Genomic DNA, 17,548 nt, shown 5'->3' with positions numbered 1-17,548 from the left:
TCCCAGTGTGGCCGTTCACCCTCTCAGGCCGGCTATGGATCGTTGCCTTGGTGGGCTGTTATCTCACCAACTAGCTAATCCAACGCGGGTCCATCCTATGCCGATAAAATCTTTGCTAGCCGGTTCATGCGAACCAACTAGGTTATGCGGTATTAGCGTTCGTTTCCAAACGTTATCCCCCTGCATAGGGCAGGTTACCCACGCGTTACTCACCCGTCCGCCACTAACTTCATGGAGCAAGCTCCAATCTGTCCGTTCGACTTGCATGTGTTAAGCACGCCGCCAGCGTTCATCCTGAGCCAGGATCAAACTCTCAATAAAAAAGTTTGTCTCTTGACATTTGTACTGTTAAGTAGTACTGACTTGTCACTTTATGTGACTTTATGAATCGACTGGTTTAATGGTTACTATTTTATTTTCAAAGTTCATTTTTCTTTATTTATCAAGGCCTTAGCCCTGTGTGTCAGTGGCGCTGTGCCCTGCTGACTTGTATTAGTATACGGTATCCCTTGCTATAAGTCAACACTTTTTCTAAAGTTTTTTAGGACTTTTTTATTATACTCCTTTTTCCCTTGCAAATACTAGGTTCTCCCCCTTCATTTATTTATTAATAATTTCTCCTATATTCTTAAGTACAATAGAAATAGTTCCATTAGGTTCATTAATAAACTCTATAAAGTCTATATCATGAATCATTTGTGTAGGTAATTTAATCTCTACTCCTGTGTTCGTTTTAAGTTTATGTGAAATATACTTCTTAGCTTCTTTAGGATTAGTCAGCACGATTTGTTCATCTTTGAACCCACACTGCTCCATTTTTTGCATGCACTCTTCTTCTACTTCTTTATAATCTTTAAAAGTCTCTTTAATAACTTCTGCTACTGGTACGCTACTATTTTCAAAAATATGTTCTGCTATATTACTTTTAAGCGTTGTAATAACTTCTACAGGATTTGTAAAATGTTCTTCTATTACTTCATTGGTGATATGCTCCACTACTACCAGCTTCTCTTTAATAGAAAGATGATTCTCTATCTCTAACAACTGTGCAAGATACTTTTCTTTAGATTTATCTAGTAGCCATACTTCATAACTATCTTTATTAATAAGAAGCGCTTCATCTATTTTATTAGAGGAAAAGATACTTCGCTGTTTAATAAGACTTGTAGCAACGCCATCTCCATCCTCATCCATCTGATGGGTGAAAGCTTCTCTATAGTTTAGCTTGATAATGCCTAAAAAGTTTTCTTGGTTTCTTGTGAAACTACTTACTACTACATCACCACTTTTGATGTAACTGTCATTTAACATATATTGAAAGAATTTATCTGCTATCTTACAAGAGAATTGATAAAAGTCTTCTTCTTTATAAGACTTTATCATTTTAAATAATTCTCCTTCTTCATTAAAAACTGCACGTGCAACTTCATTGCTTTCAAATAGATGCCCAATATGTTTTGTTATAAAAGCTTCTATTTCATCTTCTAAGGCTAGATTTTTTGAAGATAGTATATAGTGTCCTATTGAAGTATCTAATACATGTACAATTGTATTGTGAAATGTAATACTCATGTCCTCAACCCCTTTATCTATTTTCTTATTCTATGCCATTGTATCTAGAATGGATAGGAGAACCCCCTCCTTAAAGAAGCTTGGAGCACTTTCTTATCATATAAATAAGGAGTATAGTAAACGCTATCGTCTACCATACTCCTTTTATATAAAACTACTACTTATACTCTTTATTCTTAAGGATGTTTAAACTTATTACATAAGATATTACATAAGCTATTATTCCTATTGTAAGTGTGCATCCCCCTATTAAGGAAAAATTAATATCCTCACTTACTTGCGGTATAACTTCTTTCAATATATTTGTAACACTAAAAGAAATACCAAAGACTACTCCATAAGTAAGTGCCATAATCATTCTCATCTTGATACACCCAAACTTATAAATAATAGGTATAATAAGTGCCGTATAAGTTAACGCTCCCCCTATTAAGATATAAAGAACATTAAATGTCCCTAATACCCGAAACATTTCATAGCGTGTTGGGGCCAACTGCATACCTATAGCTAATATCCCTAACACCCCTATTGCTACAACTAATGTATAAATCATACCAAGTAGATATTTACTTCTACATAATTCTCTCCTTGAAACAGGTAAAGTATAATTAAGAACATCACTATGACTTTGCTCTTCGTGTGCCATTACACCGTATACCAACATATAGGGGCCAATAATACAAGCAACCAAATTGGCTCCTGGATATACGACTGCAAATACTAAAACAAGTATAAGTGTAGTAACCCATGTAAACTTTAAATTTCTAAAGAGGTACATTAATTCTTTTCTTATTAATAATGTTGTGGTACTCATTTTCTGCTCCCCCTTTGTGTAAAAATCATAATATCCTCAATATTAGCTTTCTCACATATAAGTTCATTTCCCAAAGTTTTCGCCATATTTTCAGATAGCCTTGCTAAACCTTCAAATCCAAATGCATTTTTTTGAATACCTATCAGTTCTTTTTCTAACGTGTCATTAAGTGCTTTCTTTGGCCCCTTAATAATAAGATATTTACTATCCAAGGTCTCTTTATCTTCATAAAGTACTACTTTCCCATTATTCATCATTACCACATAATCACTAGCCTTATCTAAATCACTCGTAATATGTGTTGAATAAAATACAGATACTTCTTCACTTTGCATATGTTCCATAAGAATATCCAATATCTGTGCCCTTATTACAGGATCTAGGTTAGCCGTTGCTTCATCTAACAAAATCAACTTTGGTCTATGACTAAGTGCCATAATAAGCGCGGCCTGTTTATTCTGTCCTTGTGAAAGCTCTTTAATTTTTTTTGATGTATCTAGCTGAAAAGCTTTTACATATTTATTAAATAAGGCATCATCCCAAGTTTTATAAAAAGGTGCTATCATCTGTTTAGTCTGCTCTAATGTTGCTTCTGTCATATAGCCTGTTGGTTCTCCTACAAAGCCTATCTGTTCATGAATTTGTTTACTCTCGGTAGCAACATCTTTTCCAAATACCTTAATCTGTCCCCCATCTAGCTTTAAGAGATTCATAATCAGTTTAAGCGTAGTTGTTTTACCTGATCCATTTTGTCCTATGAATCCAGTAATATAACCTTCTTTAATCGCAAGATGCGGTATATCTAAAGTAAAGTTACCTAGTGTCTTTTTCACATTATCTATTTCTATTACATTCATAGCTATTCCTCCTCATATAAAAGCTCTATTCTCTCTTTTAATTCTGCTTTTGAAAGTCCTATTTTTTTTGCACTTTCTATAATGTCATGCAAACTTTCTTCAATCTTGCTAATCTGCGCTTCTTTTAGGATGTCTAAGTTAACTGTTGATACATAACTTCCCTTCCCTGGTAAGGTTTCTATGAACCCACCTTCTTCTAATTCTTCGTAGGCCTTTTTAGTCGTAATAATACTCACCTTAAGATCTTTGGCCAATCCTCTTATAGATGGCAGCATATCTCCTGCTGTGAGTTCGCCTGTTACAATCAAGTGCTTCATCTGCTCACTAATTTGTAAATATAACGGTGTAGCACTTTGATTACTAATAATAATATCCATAGTACACCCTTTCTCTTTTCTCTGTTTCAAACTGTTTATAACTGTATATATTATCTATACACACATATTACACCCTCTCTATGTAATCGTCAATACTTTTAAAATATTTTTTGACAAAACAAAAAGCCTACTTAAACCTACACCGTAGTACAGTTCTAAGTAGACTTTTATGTGTTATAAAACCTGCCTCCTACCCAAATTCACTTTAGGTAATTCAAATAGAAGGCTTAAGTTCCTTTTGGCCCATCTCCAGCAGACTTGTCTGCTAAGGCCTCAGAATCTTGAATGCTTCGGTGCGTAGAACTTTTCATTTTACTTACCTCCTACATTCTTGAATTGGTTTTACGTAGTTAGTTTATCCGATTCTTTTTGTTTTATACTAAAAAATTAATTTTGTTTATGCTTTTGTAAGGGCCGCATATTCAGCTTTTACTAGATTCATTAAATCTTCTGGTTTAAGTTCTACTTGAACCCCCACTTTACCTGCACTAAATGTCATCTTCTCAAGATTAGCTGCACTTTCATCTATAAAAGTTCTAAAGGCTTTTTTCATGCCAATTGGTGAACAACCTCCCCTGATATAACCTGTTGTCTTCATTAGGTCATTTACAGGAAGCATTTCTATATTTTTCTCCCCTGTTAACTCACTTATCTTTTTCATATCTAATTCTTTTTCTACAGGGATGACACATACATAACATGTTTTAGATTTACCTTGAACTAAAAGTGTCTTAAATACCTCTTCTGTAGGTTTACCAATTTTATGTGCTACTGCTACACCATCTATCTTTCCATCTTTTACTTCATACGAAGCACAAGTATACTGTATCTTTTCTTTATCTAAGATTCTAATTACATTTGTTTTTACTGCTGCCATTTTACAAATTCCTTCCTTACTCTTTTTTCTTATTATAAATCTTTCTATAATTTTTATATAGTTATCTATAGGAAAGTAATACTACAGGATACAAAAGTAAAACTTTCCTACTCTCTAAAAAGAGAGTATCTATAAAATTAAATTTTTACAGATACTCTCCCAAATTTATTATTAGGTTCCTTATTCAGGCATGGTAGCTTTAACACGTTGTTCCTGCGTCATGTCAGCTAATTCTTTGACTCTATCAAAATCTAATCCTAGCCGTTCAGCTATCATTTTTCCTAATGTCTTATCACATTTGTAGAATAAAGCGGTCTGCCTATATTGTAAGCTCTTATTAGCTTTCTTTAAGCTATTACATACGTTATAAATCAGATGACCTCTTTCTTCGGGGTCTAAATGATCTCTAAAAAACTCTCCTGGTTGTATGAAATCGCCATCCTCAGTCTCAATAGTATGCCTTTCAATAACACCATCAACAGGTATTGGAGGTGGTGCCACTTCTGGATTTACCTTTACATCTGCAAAAGTTGTTGGATAGTAGTTAGGTGCATCCCCCATATTGCCATCCACACTCATAACCCCATCTCTTTGAGTAGTATAAACCTTAGCATATTTAGGTGCATTAATAGGAATTTGTCTACTATTTACGCCCACTCTATAACGTTGTGCATCTTGATAAGCAAGTAGTCTTCCTTGTAACAACTTATCTGGAGAAGTCCATATACCCGGGACAACCGCCTGTGGCGTAAATGCTGCCTGCTCCACCTCTGCAAAGAAATTTTCTGGATTACGATTAAGTACCATCTTACCAAGTGGAATGAGTGGATAATCTTCTTCATACCAAGTTCTTGTTACATCAAAAGGATTAACTCTATAATGTTTAGCCTCCTCTGGCGTCATAATCTGTACATATACGCTCCAAGAAGGATAGTCTCCCCTTTCAATTGCGTTAAATAAGTCCTCTGTAGAATAATCAGGGTTGATTCCTGCCATCTGCTCTGCTTCTGCTCCTGTGAAGTTCTGTATGCCTTGGTCTGTTAGAAAGTGATATTTAACCCATACATATTCCCCATCTTCGTTATACCACATAAACGTATGACTTCCGAATCCATCCATAAAACGCGGGCTTTTCGGTGTTCCTAAGTTAGAGAAAAGCCTCATTACTTGATGTAAAGATTCTGGCGTTAATGAAAGAAAGTCCCAGAACATATTCGCATCTTTTAAGTTAGTTTGAGGATTTCGTTTTTGTGTATGAATAAAGTCTGGGAATTTAAGTGCATCCCTTACGAAAAAAACAGGAGTATTATTCCCTACCAAGTCATAATTTCCATCTTCGGTGTAGAATTTCAGAGCAAACCCCCTAGGGTCTCTGGCTGTATCAGCAGAACCTTTTTCCCCACCTACTGTCGAGAACCTTGCAAACATCGGGGTACGTTTACCTACTTTATTAAGAAACTTCGCCATGGTGTATTTTGATAAATCATTGGTGACTTCAAAATAACCATGAGCTCCCATTCCTTTTGCATGAACTACTCTTTCAGGTATCCTTTCTCTATTAAAATGTGCAAGTTTTTCATTTAAATAAGAATCCGCAAAGAGCGTATAACCAACTTTTTTACCTGTTGTAAGTGACGCTAAGTCATTAGCTACTGGTGTTGCGACTTCTGTTGTAAGCTGATGGGCATCCATCATCTTTTTCTCATTATTCACCGCTATAGCCTCCACCTTATTTTATATCACTTAAATAGTATGAAGGCCTACTCGTACAGTATGCTAACTAAGTGAATCGAATTCCTCTTCTGTATAGACTTTAATGCCATTTTCCTTAAGTAGTCTTGCTGTTAAGCCATCCCGTTCTATTAAAGTACGATTAAACTCCCCATTATAAATTTTGCCACATCCACAAGAAGGACTTTTGGCTTTTAAAATTGCTTCTTGTGCTCCTAATACTTTTGCAATTTCTAATGTTTTTAGAGCTCCCCTCTGAAAAGCCTCTGTACAATCTTTACCTTCTTTAGTTAGAACTCTTTCGTTTCCTTCTTTGTCTTTAACAATTTCACATGGCTTTCTAGGAATAGGTAGGTCTCCAAATACTTCAGGGCATACAATAACTGCCTTCCCTTCTTCAACTAATGCTTTAACCTTTTCATAAGTATTGTCCTTGCCATCATATCTACATTTCACACCAGCCAAGCAGGCACTTACAATATACATTCTTCATCCTCCTTATATTTCCTGGGCAAACTACTTACACAGTTCTTCTATACCATACTTTCTAATCTTCTTAAGCGTTTTCTTAGAGCCACGCTCAATGTCATGCTCGAGTTTTCTATCTTTATAAGAAGTAAACAGAGAGTCTAAATCATAACCAGCTGGATAAAGTTCTTCTGCTCTAATAGATAGGGTAACCTGCTTCTCATTAACCTCTATAAGCTCGTTTTTATAAAAAACAGTTAAATTATTGTACTTATCTTTCTCACTGTAGACAATGGCATAGTCTTCCTTATTTGTAAGATAGACTTTATCCCCTTTACTCCATAAAACTTCTTTGGCTTTAACTTTAGCTACTTCTTGTTTACCAATTCTTACTTTATTACTTGATACATAGTCTAAGTTATAATGCTTATCTTCCATATACTTAGCAGCTTTTTTCAGTATTCCCTCTTCAATACCCATCTTCCTTGAAATCCATAAGGCATTACTTTCCCCTACTTTATCTATAACCAGTTTATAAAGGGGTTCAAGTGTCTCACTATTAAACTGCATTGCTGCATTTTTAAAATCAGGGTGTTGCTCACTAAAGTTTTTAATTTCATTATAATGGGTGGTTGCTACTGTTATAGCGCCTCTTTGATACACTTCTTCTAATATAGCAATAGCTAATGCAGCACCTTCTCCTGGTTCTGTACCACTACCTATCTCATCAAATAGTAATAATGTAGACTTATTAGTCTCTCGAATAATACTTGCTAGGTTCTTAACATGAGATGAGAAAGTACTTAAAGAGTTTTCTAGGCTCTGGTCATCTCCAATATCTGCAAACACTTTATCAAATACAGATAAGGAAGTTCCTTCTCCTACTGGAATATGGAAACCCGACTGCATGGCTAATGTAAGTAGTCCTACTGTTTTTAGTACAATAGTCTTACCACCTGCATTAGGCCCTGTAATAATAAGCGAACGAAAATCTTTTCCCATCTTGAAATTTAAAGGTACGACTTTTCCTGGTAGTAAGGGATGTCTTCCCTCTACAATATTAATGTAACCATAATCATTTACTTTAGGGCTTCTTCCTTCAATAGCTTTGCTATATTTCCCTTTTGCAAAAACCATATCAAATTGTCCCATGACTTCAACATTTAGTTTAAGTCCTTCAAGATTCTCATAAATAAGTCCAGTGAGATAAGTTAAAATCTTATATTCTTCCACTGCCTCATCTGCTTGAAGTGTTAAAAGCTCTTCTGTATATTTCCCTACTGTACTTGGCTCCATAAAGACCGTTTTAGCTGTACTTTCTACAATGACACCAGGAACTACATTCTTATAAGCTGCTTTAATAGGCACTGTTAATCTCCCCTGTCTCTTCGTTACAAAGAAATCTTGGATATAAAGTTTGTTTTGACTATTTTTCAAGAATTTATCTAGACGCTCTTCTATTCTTCCTTCTGTAATAGCAATATGTTTTCTAATCTTTTTAAGCTCTTTACTCGCTTCATCACATACCCTATTGTTACGAATACACTGGCCTATTTCTTCTTCAATATTACGATATTCTATAAGACTCATGCTGTAACCTTGAAGTGTAGGTGCATAACCTTCCTTATCTCGCATATACTGCTTCATCTTCCTACAACCCCTAAGGAATAGGGCAAAATGCGTTAGTTGCTCACCATCTAAGATAATATCTTTCTCTACTTTATCTACTAAATCATCAATACCTACAATCCCTTGAATCGGTACACTACCTGAATAGTCCAGTAATGCTCTTGCTTCTGTAGTTTCCAGTAACCTGTTACATACAACACCTTTATTGCCACTAGGATTAAGGTTTTCTATTAAGCTTTTACCAAGTTTACTAACACAGTACTCCTTCACAATTTCCTTTAACGTATTATATTGTAATTTTTCATATACATGCTCATTCATATGTTTTAACGCTCCTCGTCTCTTTATATTATAAAAAACATATCTATAAAGATGCCGACCTTAGTCGGTAGAAAATCTTATTTTTGATATCAAAAAAGCAGCATACCCTATGTACGCTGCTTAAACTCGTTTTATATACATTAATATAGACCTATAAAAAGGTACTATTAATGTAACAGTCAACTGTAGACTGTCACTTAGTTTAATGGTCGTATGGTATCTTTATAGATGTGGTAACATGCGCATCACAAATAAAGGATATAAAATCCCCTTCTTCCTGCACTATTGCTACCTATTCAATTAATCTATTTAGATACTACCGCGCTCATCAAACACCTCGTTTGTTATTTTTGATATCTAAGATATCTACCTGTTACTTTTAGCATACCACAATTATTCCTCTAAAAAAAGCCCTTTTTTTCTGCCATATACCTGTCTCTTTTATCTATAAAACATTTCTTTTATTCTTATACTACTTATATCCCTAGTATCTCTATACTTCCATGATAAATAAGGGAGTTTCTTTCCAATGCTTTCTAGGTTACTCAAAAATTGAAAATTCAAATGCATCATATCTTTTTAATTCATGTAATTTCAAAGTTCTTTTACATAAAAAAAGAAAGCCATCCTATCTCTCCTACTTATGTATAGAAGAGATAGGATTAGCCTCCTATTTCGTAATTTTAAATTTATCTTAAAGTGCTAAAAACTTTTCGAAACGTTCTTGTACTTTTTCTTCACCTAAGATTTGCATAATAGTGTAAAGGTCTGGTGTATTGCTTCTGTGTGTTACAGCTGCTCTTACAGCACCTGCTACATCAGAAATCATACCTTTATATGCATCTGGATTTGCTTTGTACTCTTTACGGTTTGCACAGTATCCAAGTTCAATAGCGAAGTTTTTAAGTGTTTCAAACCATGTTTCTTGGCTTTCTTCATTGTGTTTATAGGCTTCTTTGTATGCCGCAATAATTTCTTTTGCAGTATCAATTGTCATCCCTTTTGGAAGTTCTACCTGATCTACTGTTTCAGCGTAGAAGAAGTTATCGAAGAAATATGTGATTTTTTCTTTTACGTCCATCCATTTAGCGAAGTCTTTTCTTGGTTTTGGACCTTCTTTATCAATGCTGAAGATAGCTTTAGCCATAGCTTCATTTGCAGTTACAAGATCATACATTTCTTTGTCATGCTCTTTAGCCCATGCTGTGTAAAGTTCATATACTTTTTCACCTGGCATTCTTGCAATAACGTCTTTACTTACATCATTTAATTTGATGATATCGAATAATGCACCACTCTTACTCATTTTATCAAGTGATACAGGGAATTCATGATAATCAGCTGTAGGGTTTTCAGCTCTCCATTCTTCATAAGTAGAGTTAATAATGTTAAGAAGATATTCGATTACACATACTGTTGGATAACCTTCTTCATCGTAGTAACTTACAGCACTTTCAGCATCTTTTCTCTTAGAAAGTTTACGTCTTGACTCACCATCCATTTTCATGATTGTTGGGATGTGACCGTATTCTGGACGTTTAAACCCAAGTACTTCAAATAATTGTACGTGAATTGGAAGTGATGATAACCATTCTTCACCACGTGTTACGTGTGTTGTGCCCATAAGTGCATCATCAATAGCATGTGCAAAGTGATATGTTGGAAGCCCATCCCCTTTAATAATAACGATATCTTGGTTGTTTTCTGGGAATGAAGTTTCACCTTTAATAAGGTCATGGAATTCTACCCTGTTTTCTGGATTGCCTGGTGATTTAAGACGGATAATGTATTTTTCACCTGCTTCAATTTTTGCAATTGCTTCTTCTGGAGATAAGTTTCTATATGTTGCATATTCACCATAGTAGCCTGGTGTTACTTTTGCTTCTGTTTGGCGTTCACGAAGTGCTTCAAGTTCTTCTGGTGTTGCAAAACATGGATAAGCTAAACCTTTTTTAATAAGGTCTTTAGCAAATGTTTCGTAGATTTCAGCTCTCTCACTTTGTTTGTATGGCCCATAGTTACCGATAGAAGTATCTTCACCTGTCATACCTTCTGTGAAGTTCATACCGTATTTGTTCATTGTACGGATTGTATCTTCAATAGCACCTTCTACTTCTCTTTTTTGGTCTGTATCTTCGATTCTAAGGTAGAATACACCACCACTTTGAACTGCTGTTCTTTCAGCTACAAGTGCAGCGAATACACCACCGATGTGTTGGAATCCTGTTGGACTTGGTGCGTATCTTGTTACGCGAGCACCTTCTTGTAATTCTCTTTTTGGATAGGCATTAATATAATCTTCTGGTGTTTTTGTAATGTCTGGGAAAATTAAATCTGCTAATCTGTCTAAACTCATCTTTCTCTTCCTCTCTCGTTTTCTTTATAGTAACTTTAAAAAATCACATAAAAAAAGCCCCTCATCCTAACCTCTTAGGACGAAAGACATCTTCCGCGTTACCACCTAAGTTGACTATATATCTATAGTCCACTCCTACTATCTTTAAGGGAATAACCCCACAAACTTACTCCTCTAAATTTAGAGATTTTCAGTCCGTAGCAAAAGAACTTCTTTCTATAAGGGTACATCTTAGGCTTCCACCATCCCTAAGTCTCTTGAATGTCCTTCTTATATACTCTTCTCTTTTATCGCTTTTTCTTATTTATAATCTCATTATAACGACCATCTTTCTTATTGTAAAGGTCTATTATATAATGAAAATATCATAATTTAGGGAGGGTAGACAACATATGTTTTTACAAAAAAATGATTTCATTCTATTCCAAGGGGATAGTATTACGGACTGCAGCCGAAATAAACTAAATCGCAATGATCTCGGAGAGGGTTATGTAAATCTTATACATCATTTCTTGACGAAAGAATATCCTGATCTTCAAGTAAGTTGTATGAATAAAGGTATTTATGGAAATCGTACTATTGACCTTAAACTTCGCTGGCGATTTGATTGTTTAAGACTTGAACCTACAGTTCTTTCTCTCCTTGCAGGTATTAATGATACTTGGAGACGCTATGACTTTAATCTTATGACCTCTGAAGAAAGATTTAGAGATCATTATCGCTATCTTATTGAAAGCAGTTTAGAACGCATGCCTGACCTTAGAATTATTCTCATGTCTCCATTTCTTTTGCCTCATAAAGAAGAACAAGTTCTATGGTTTGAAGATCTTAATCCTAAAATTGATATTGTAAAGTCACTTGCAGCAGAATATAACACCCTTTATATTCCTCTTCAAGAAATTTTTAATGCTTCGCTTACACCAGAGCATGATGCGCATTACTTTACCATAGATGGTGTACATCCTACGCCTGAAGGTCATATGCTTATTGCAAAAGAATGGATTAAAAGGAGTCTCGAATGAAAGAGCGCGTTGATTTATTAGATAATTTAAAAGGACTTCTTATTTTCTTGGTTGTCTTTGGTCATTCTCTAGAGCTTTTTAAAGATGAATATTTTATTACTCAGGTACTCTATGTATTTATTTACCTTTTTCACATGCCAGCCTTTGTATTTGTATCCGGTTACCTTTCCAAAAATGTAGATAAGGCACGTCAAACGGCTTTTACTACCTTCTTCTTGCCATTTCTACTCTTTAATATCCTTTGGAACGGTATAGCTGCAATAGTTACATGGGATTTAGATAAATTCTCCTTTATTACCCCTGGCTGGGCTTTATGGTATCTAATGAGTATGTTCCTATGGAAAATTTCACTTAAAGACCTAGTACGTATTAAATATATTGTACCTATTAGTTTTATTGTAGGACTTGGAGCAGGCATATTTGGTGAGTTTAATGGCATCTTATCTTTATCTCGTACTTTAGTGTTTTTCCCATTCTTTTTAATTGGGTATTTTACAAGTGAAGATAGATTTTTCAAATTAAAAAAACCGTCAAGATTCTTCTCTTGCGGCATTATTTTACTCGCTCTATCCTTTGCAATATTTATTTGTTATTTTAAGGTTTTCCCTGTGGAATTCTTATATGGTAGTGACTCCTTCCAGACCTATACTGTCCCTATTTGGCTTGGACTTATTAGCCGTGCTTTACTCTATATCATAGGTTTTTCCTTTGTATTTGTACTTGCTAATACGATGACAGCTAAAAATACTTTCTTTAGTAAGATAGGACGTAACACACTACCTATTTATATTTTGCATACGTATTTACTCTGTATTCCTATAGCTATAAACTATTTTATTCCTTCTATGTGGGTTAGACTTTTTATTTGTTTAGTTTCTGCTACGGGTATTACTTATGTCCTATCCCGTAATACAACTGAAAGGTACTTTAGAAAGTTTTTAGCTTCTGCCCTAGCTCTTTTTCTTAAAAATGAATTCCGCTAGTCCACCAAAAAAGAAGTGCAAGGTGCTTTATCCTTGCACTTCTTTTTTGGGTGCCAATTCTTCTTTTTGATGCGCTGCTTCTTTCATCACTTCACATGCTTTTTTAATAAGTTCATCTTTACTATTAAGAGCAATCCACTCAAAATAATTTGGATCCTCTTTATAGATTTCTTTTAACGTCCTGTTCTTATATTTTCCAAAATTAATTTTTATGGCTGCAGCCTCTTTCGGCTGCATTGTTTCCGTACCAACGATTTCTGATTGATTGATAAAATCCTGCATTTCTTCTAAATCTTGTGTAAAGATTTCACTTAATGAAGCTACTTGCAGTACAGCATCAATAAATGCTCTTTTTTTAGCAATTTTAAGAATTGTATTCGTGAGATCACAAGGATCAGGATTAGGAATTTTGTATCTTAGCCGTCCATATTTATCAATAAATTGTCTTACATCTTCCGGATCTGTTCCTGTAGGAATAATATCACTATTTATCCACCTATATTTCTTTTCAAAAGAGTTACAATTTCCTAATCCTTGTGCAACATTACGCATTCCTTTTTTTAGGGTACACCTAATAATGTAGGCAAAGAAACCTTTTTCATAATCTTGTACGTGATCCATCATTTCATATTCAGGATTAATTCCTAACATCATACAAATTTTTTCTCCACCCGGTTTAAGCAGAGTGGGCTTAATTGTTCCAGGAATAATCCCATAATCATGTTCTCTTCTTAAAGTTTGTTGTACAACAGCTTGGAAAGCTGCTATTTTATCTATCGTCTTTTTTACTAAACCTATATCCATTTCATCTATTAGGCTTATATCTTTAGTCGTATTGGCTAGGATATGTGTCGTCATAAGATGTTCCCCCTGTATTATTCATTTTAAATACTGGTCAAGCAAATAAGTTTAATAAAGGCTGATAAATAAAGCTGATAAATAGTGACGCTATTAGTGTAAGCTGTTTTATAAACATTATGTAATTTTATTCAATCCACCATTAAATAACAAATATATAAAAAAGGTGTATACCCAAGTATACACCTTTTGTCATTCTCAATTATTGAGCTGTATTAAGAGCAATAACTTCATCAACAACAGCTGCTGGATCTTCACTACCTGCTGCAATACCAGCTACTTTACCTAATAAGTATTCCCAAGCTGGTTTTGCTAACCAACCATCAATAGCCCCATCTACAGCTGATGCTTTACCAGCCATAGCCGCGCCACATGCTCCAAGTGGAGAAAGTCCTGAAAGTTCACCAACATCAGCTGCTGGAGCACCGCCACCAGCTACTGTTACTAATTCACCAATTACTTCTGTTGTAGTCATAGCTTGAACGAATTTAACAGCTGCATCACGTTTTGCTGGATCATCCCAAGCTTTTCTTGTGATATAGAAACCACTTGAGAAACCAGAAATAATTTGTGTTCCATCATTTTTACCATTCCCTGTACTTGGAATTGGGAGAATAACTGTGTTATCTGGGTCTGTCATTGCCCCTACAGCCCAGCTACCATCTACGAACATAGCTGCTTGTTTATCAATAAATTGAGCTTGAACAAGTTCATGTTGTGTTGTTGCTGCATCTGCTGGGAATGCACCCATATCATTAAATTTCTTAAAGTATGATAAACCATTTACCCATGTTTCTTTAACTGCTGCAACATCTCTGTTGCTATGATCTTGTACGCCACCTTCAGCTAAGATAAGATGCTCAATCCAATAATGAGGAATATGACCTAAAGCAGCTGCGATAGGTGTAATACCTTTTTCTGCAAATCCTGTGATTGCACCTTCAAGTTTAGCCCAATCCGTTGGAAGTTCAATACCGTTAGCTTCGAATAAATCTTTATTACAGAAGATTCCCTCATAATAACCATGTGTTGGAACAGCATATTGTTTGCCATCATAGCATTTAGCTGAATCCATAGCGGCTGGGTTAATATTTGATGCATAGTCTGGATATTCACTGCGGATTTCTTCAATTGAAACAACTTTGTTTTGTTCAACTAAAGTTTTTGAATTAACATCTGTGAAGAATTGAAGTACATCTGGTTCATTACCAGCTGCAAAGTCTGTAAGAACGTTTGATTTCCATGTTTCATCCGCTGTAGCTGATTCATTCTCAATTGTTACATTTGGATTATCCTCTTGGAATTTCTTGATGTGGTTTTCAAATGTTACAGCATTTGGATCTGTACCACCGAATTGAGATACAACCCTTAATGTTACAGGTTTTTCTGCTTCTTCAGCTGGCTTTTCCTCACCTGTTTTTTCTTCAGCTGGCTTTTCTGCAGCTGGTTTTTCCTCAGCTGGAGCAATTGGTTCTTGAGAACAGCCTACGAATACGCCTCCAAGCATTGTAGCTGCTAATCCTAATGCTAATACTTTTGAAAATTTCTTCATTGAAATCCATCTCCTTTTACTTACTAAATTTTATTTAATAATTATGTAAGTCCCCTTCTTCTGTCGTAATTGCTGAGTTCACTCTAATATTTGTTTTGCTAATTTGATTATAACATTTTATAATTTTCTGGTAATAAGAGGATTTTGTTTTTTATATCATTTTTTTGGCACACTTGTTGATTTCTTATATAAATTAAAAATTATTTCGTTCATTATATGGATATTTTATCTAGTTTCCTTTTTATCAGGCTTATTCTGCCTATAAGTTTATAAATAGATAGGTCAAATTCTATTCACGTCTCCAAAATAAAACTAAAAAGAGAGCCCTAAGGCTCCCTCTTATCTATATATAATATTGCTAAATTCTATATGATCTGTCACGAGCGGCTCACTATTATATTGAATTTCAATGCCATCTACCCAAGGGTATGCACTCTCTCTTTGTAGTAAGCTTTCTTCGAGGCTAGTCGCCGTAATGCCCGCGCCTGTAGAACCTTGGAAGAAATTAACCATCCAATTAGGACTTTCATTTTGTCCTTTATCTTTTAAATTAATAATGGCCACATCACTATTTCCTATTTGCTTAATTTCCTCTACATCTATTTCTAATCCTTCAAAACATTCCTTTGAAAGTTTATCTGCTACAGTCTGTAATTTATCTTGAAGTGATAATGCTTCATCTACTTGCACTTCACCTAATTTAGTAATTTCCCAACTATTCACATCCCTTGTATAGAGTGTATAACTTTCTTTAGCCACTTCTTCTGTAGAATCTTCTTCTTTAGATCCTTTAAGTGCTTCATTTTCTTCTTTAAGTTCCTCGATTTGCTCTTCTAAAGTTGTAATGGTTTGCTTAAGTGTTTCATTTTCTTGCTTAAGTGCTATAACCTCTTCACTAGGTTGTAAATTTACTTCATCTGGTGTACAACCAGGTATTAATAACATACTACAAGCTAATAAAACTATGCCTAATTTTTTATACATGCTTGTTCCTCCCTCTTTTGTTCTTTCTCTTTCTAGACTCTTTAAGCATATCATAATCATATTACAATATGGTTAAAATACTGGGGCATTTCTATTACACTATTTATTTAAAACAAATTGGTCAATAATGTAGGCTACGCCATCTTCATTATTTGATTTTGTCACGAAGTCTGCTACTTCCTTAATTTCTTCAAAAGCATTTCCCATAGCCACACCAAGTCCTGCATAACGAATCATATGCTCATCATTGCCTGCATCTCCCATGCAAATAACTTCTTCTCTTTTTATACCTAAGCTATTTGCTAATGCCTCTACGCCCACACCTTTATTCACTTCTTTATTTAAAAATTCTAAGAAGAACGGTGCACTTCTTACAATAGTATATTTTTCATAAAGATATTCTGGCAGATTGTTAATTGCCTCCTGTAAAATCTCAGGTTCTTCTACCATCATAATTTTTATAATTTCCTCTGAATCCTTTATTTCATCATAATTTTTTACAACTACTGGTATGCCATTAATTTCACCTTCAAGGATAGAGTACTTTGTAAGCTTTGGTGTAATACATCCTTCTTGTGAAAAAGCATGTATATTAACACCCAATTCTTGCGAAAGTGCATAAAGTTCATGAAGGTCAGACCCCTTAAGAACTGTACGACTTACTATTTCTTTAGTTTTTGTATTTTGAACTATAGCGCCGTTATAACTTACCACAAAATCTTCACCAGAAATAAGATTTAATTGTTCTAAGTAACGCTGAATACCTTCTACAGGTCTTCCTGATGCTAAAACAATTTTTACACCCTTTTCTTTTGCTTTTTGTATAGCTTCTTGTGTAATACTTGAAATTGTTTTATCTTCTCTTAATAAAGTACCATCCATATCTAGTGCTATTAGTTTATACATTGTCTATTCTCCTAGTTCTATAACTCTTTTTTTCTATTATATCACAGCATCCTTTCAAAAATCCTATCTAAGTTTTATAACCTTCTCTCTTACTTTTAATCATTACATTTACTTCCTTTTGTGGCTGCTTAATGAGCTGCATAATACTATAATCATATCTATCGGCTAATCCTATACTTTTTTAGCATTTGTATTTAAATATAAAAAAGTGCTTCCTAAATGGAAGCACTTCTAAGGTTGG

15 protein-coding genes, 1 rRNA gene and 1 other annotated feature are annotated in these 17,548 nt (G+C 34.6%); of the genes, 2 read left to right on the top strand and 14 right to left on the bottom strand.

The genetic code is table 11. From position 1 onward, the window contains the following. The 10 genes from H8718_RS14340 to gltX all read right to left on the bottom strand — a co-directional run. Positions 1–321 (bottom strand): 16S ribosomal RNA (locus tag H8718_RS14340); the annotation flags it as partial. Positions 322–600: 279 nt separating this feature from the next. Next, positions 601–1,572: a nucleoid-associated protein gene (locus H8718_RS14335; RefSeq protein WP_249333412.1), complete on the bottom strand. Its 972-nt coding sequence runs from the start codon at positions 1,570–1,572 to the stop codon at positions 601–603. Between the two features lie 157 nt (positions 1,573–1,729). Then, on the bottom strand, positions 1,730–2,386 hold the full coding sequence (locus tag H8718_RS14330; RefSeq protein ID WP_249333411.1) for an ABC-2 transporter permease: 657 nt from the start codon (positions 2,384–2,386) through the stop codon (positions 1,730–1,732). After that, the gene (locus tag H8718_RS14325) at positions 2,383–3,243 is read right to left on the bottom strand and encodes an ABC transporter ATP-binding protein (RefSeq protein ID WP_249333410.1); all 861 of its coding nucleotides are present in this window, start codon (positions 3,241–3,243) and stop codon (positions 2,383–2,385) included. The genes H8718_RS14330 and H8718_RS14325 overlap by 4 nt, the downstream gene beginning before the upstream one ends. A gap of 2 nt (positions 3,244–3,245) precedes the next feature. Continuing rightward, positions 3,246–3,620, bottom strand: a complete 375-nt coding sequence (locus H8718_RS14320; RefSeq protein WP_249333409.1) for a GntR family transcriptional regulator — start codon at positions 3,618–3,620, stop codon at positions 3,246–3,248. A 397-nt stretch (positions 3,621–4,017) separates the two neighbouring features. After that, on the bottom strand, positions 4,018–4,497 hold the full coding sequence (ybaK, locus tag H8718_RS14315; RefSeq protein ID WP_249333408.1) for a Cys-tRNA(Pro) deacylase: 480 nt from the start codon (positions 4,495–4,497) through the stop codon (positions 4,018–4,020). Between the two features lie 180 nt (positions 4,498–4,677). After that, positions 4,678–6,210 carry a catalase gene (locus H8718_RS14310; protein WP_330597723.1) on the bottom strand — a complete coding sequence of 511 codons (1,533 nt, stop codon included), beginning with the start codon at positions 6,208–6,210 and terminating at the stop codon, positions 4,678–4,680. 63 nt (positions 6,211–6,273) lie between these two features. After that, a complete protein-coding gene (locus tag H8718_RS14305; RefSeq protein WP_249333407.1) occupies positions 6,274–6,714 on the bottom strand; it encodes a DUF523 domain-containing protein in 441 nt (146 codons plus the stop codon). A gap of 30 nt (positions 6,715–6,744) precedes the next feature. Next, positions 6,745–8,646, bottom strand: a complete 1,902-nt coding sequence (locus tag H8718_RS14300; protein WP_249333406.1) for an endonuclease MutS2 — start codon at positions 8,644–8,646, stop codon at positions 6,745–6,747. 694 nt (positions 8,647–9,340) lie between these two features. Next, complete coding sequence (gene gltX, locus H8718_RS14295; RefSeq protein WP_249333405.1) at positions 9,341–11,002, bottom strand: glutamate--tRNA ligase; 1,662 nt, start codon at positions 11,000–11,002, stop codon at positions 9,341–9,343. 72 nt (positions 11,003–11,074) lie between these two features. After that, positions 11,075–11,302: a binding site (T-box leader), on the bottom strand. A 92-nt stretch (positions 11,303–11,394) separates the two neighbouring features. Here gltX and H8718_RS14290 point away from each other — a divergent pair. Both H8718_RS14290 and H8718_RS14285 read left to right on the top strand, forming a co-directional pair. After that, positions 11,395–12,024 carry an SGNH/GDSL hydrolase family protein gene (locus H8718_RS14290; RefSeq protein ID WP_249333404.1) on the top strand — a complete coding sequence of 210 codons (630 nt, stop codon included), beginning with the start codon at positions 11,395–11,397 and terminating at the stop codon, positions 12,022–12,024. Next, positions 12,021–13,007 (top strand): acyltransferase family protein, encoded by a 987-nt coding sequence (locus H8718_RS14285; protein ID WP_249333403.1) that lies wholly within the window; start codon positions 12,021–12,023, stop codon positions 13,005–13,007. Before H8718_RS14290 ends, H8718_RS14285 begins: the two co-directional genes overlap by 4 nt. Positions 13,008–13,034: 27 nt before the next feature. Here H8718_RS14285 and H8718_RS14280 read toward each other — a convergent pair whose 3' ends face one another. From H8718_RS14280 to yidA, 4 genes are all read right to left on the bottom strand, one after another. Beyond that, positions 13,035–13,865, bottom strand: coding sequence for an exodeoxyribonuclease X C-terminal domain-containing protein (locus H8718_RS14280; RefSeq protein ID WP_249333402.1), 831 nt, complete (start codon positions 13,863–13,865; stop codon positions 13,035–13,037). Positions 13,866–14,067: 202 nt separating this feature from the next. Next, positions 14,068–15,417: an ABC transporter substrate-binding protein gene (locus H8718_RS14275; RefSeq protein WP_249333401.1), complete on the bottom strand. Its 1,350-nt coding sequence runs from the start codon at positions 15,415–15,417 to the stop codon at positions 14,068–14,070. Positions 15,418–15,756: 339 nt separating this feature from the next. Continuing rightward, entirely contained in the window at positions 15,757–16,401 is a 645-nt protein-coding gene (locus H8718_RS14270; protein WP_249333400.1) for a hypothetical protein, read from the bottom strand. Between the two features lie 99 nt (positions 16,402–16,500). Then, entirely contained in the window at positions 16,501–17,307 is an 807-nt protein-coding gene (gene yidA, locus H8718_RS14265) for a sugar-phosphatase (protein ID WP_249333399.1), read from the bottom strand. Between the last annotated feature and the right edge of the window lie 241 nt (positions 17,308–17,548).

The organism is Zhenhengia yiwuensis (assembly GCF_014384995.1).
In the GTDB taxonomy this organism is placed as follows: domain Bacteria; phylum Bacillota; class Clostridia; order Lachnospirales; family Cellulosilyticaceae; genus Zhenhengia; species Zhenhengia yiwuensis.
The sequence above is the reverse complement of the archived record's forward strand: the minus strand, read 5'-3'. Positions and strand labels throughout refer to the sequence as shown.

Excerpts from the sequence above, each read along its gene's own strand:
- H8718_RS14330 (WP_249333411.1), bottom strand. The coding sequence starts at position 2,386 with ATGAGTACCACAACATTATTAATAAGAAAAGAATTAATGTACCTCTTT.
- H8718_RS14300 (WP_249333406.1), bottom strand. The coding sequence starts at position 8,646 with ATGAATGAGCATGTATATGAAAAATTACAATATAATACGTTAAAGGAA.
- H8718_RS14325 (WP_249333410.1), bottom strand. The coding sequence starts at position 3,243 with ATGAATGTAATAGAAATAGATAATGTGAAAAAGACACTAGGTAACTTT.
- H8718_RS14305 (WP_249333407.1), bottom strand. The coding sequence starts at position 6,714 with ATGTATATTGTAAGTGCCTGCTTGGCTGGTGTGAAATGTAGATATGAT.
- H8718_RS14290 (WP_249333404.1), top strand. The coding sequence starts at position 11,395 with ATGTTTTTACAAAAAAATGATTTCATTCTATTCCAAGGGGATAGTATT.
- H8718_RS14280 (WP_249333402.1), bottom strand. The coding sequence starts at position 13,865 with ATGACGACACATATCCTAGCCAATACGACTAAAGATATAAGCCTAATA.
- H8718_RS14320 (WP_249333409.1), bottom strand. The coding sequence starts at position 3,620 with ATGGATATTATTATTAGTAATCAAAGTGCTACACCGTTATATTTACAA.
- H8718_RS14275 (WP_249333401.1), bottom strand. The coding sequence starts at position 15,417 with ATGAAGAAATTTTCAAAAGTATTAGCATTAGGATTAGCAGCTACAATG.
- H8718_RS14285 (WP_249333403.1), top strand. The coding sequence starts at position 12,021 with ATGAAAGAGCGCGTTGATTTATTAGATAATTTAAAAGGACTTCTTATT.
- gltX (WP_249333405.1), bottom strand. The coding sequence starts at position 11,002 with ATGAGTTTAGACAGATTAGCAGATTTAATTTTCCCAGACATTACAAAA.
- ybaK (WP_249333408.1), bottom strand. The coding sequence starts at position 4,497 with ATGGCAGCAGTAAAAACAAATGTAATTAGAATCTTAGATAAAGAAAAG.
- H8718_RS14270 (WP_249333400.1), bottom strand. The coding sequence starts at position 16,401 with ATGTATAAAAAATTAGGCATAGTTTTATTAGCTTGTAGTATGTTATTA.
- yidA (WP_249333399.1), bottom strand. The coding sequence starts at position 17,307 with ATGTATAAACTAATAGCACTAGATATGGATGGTACTTTATTAAGAGAA.
- H8718_RS14335 (WP_249333412.1), bottom strand. The coding sequence starts at position 1,572 with ATGAGTATTACATTTCACAATACAATTGTACATGTATTAGATACTTCA.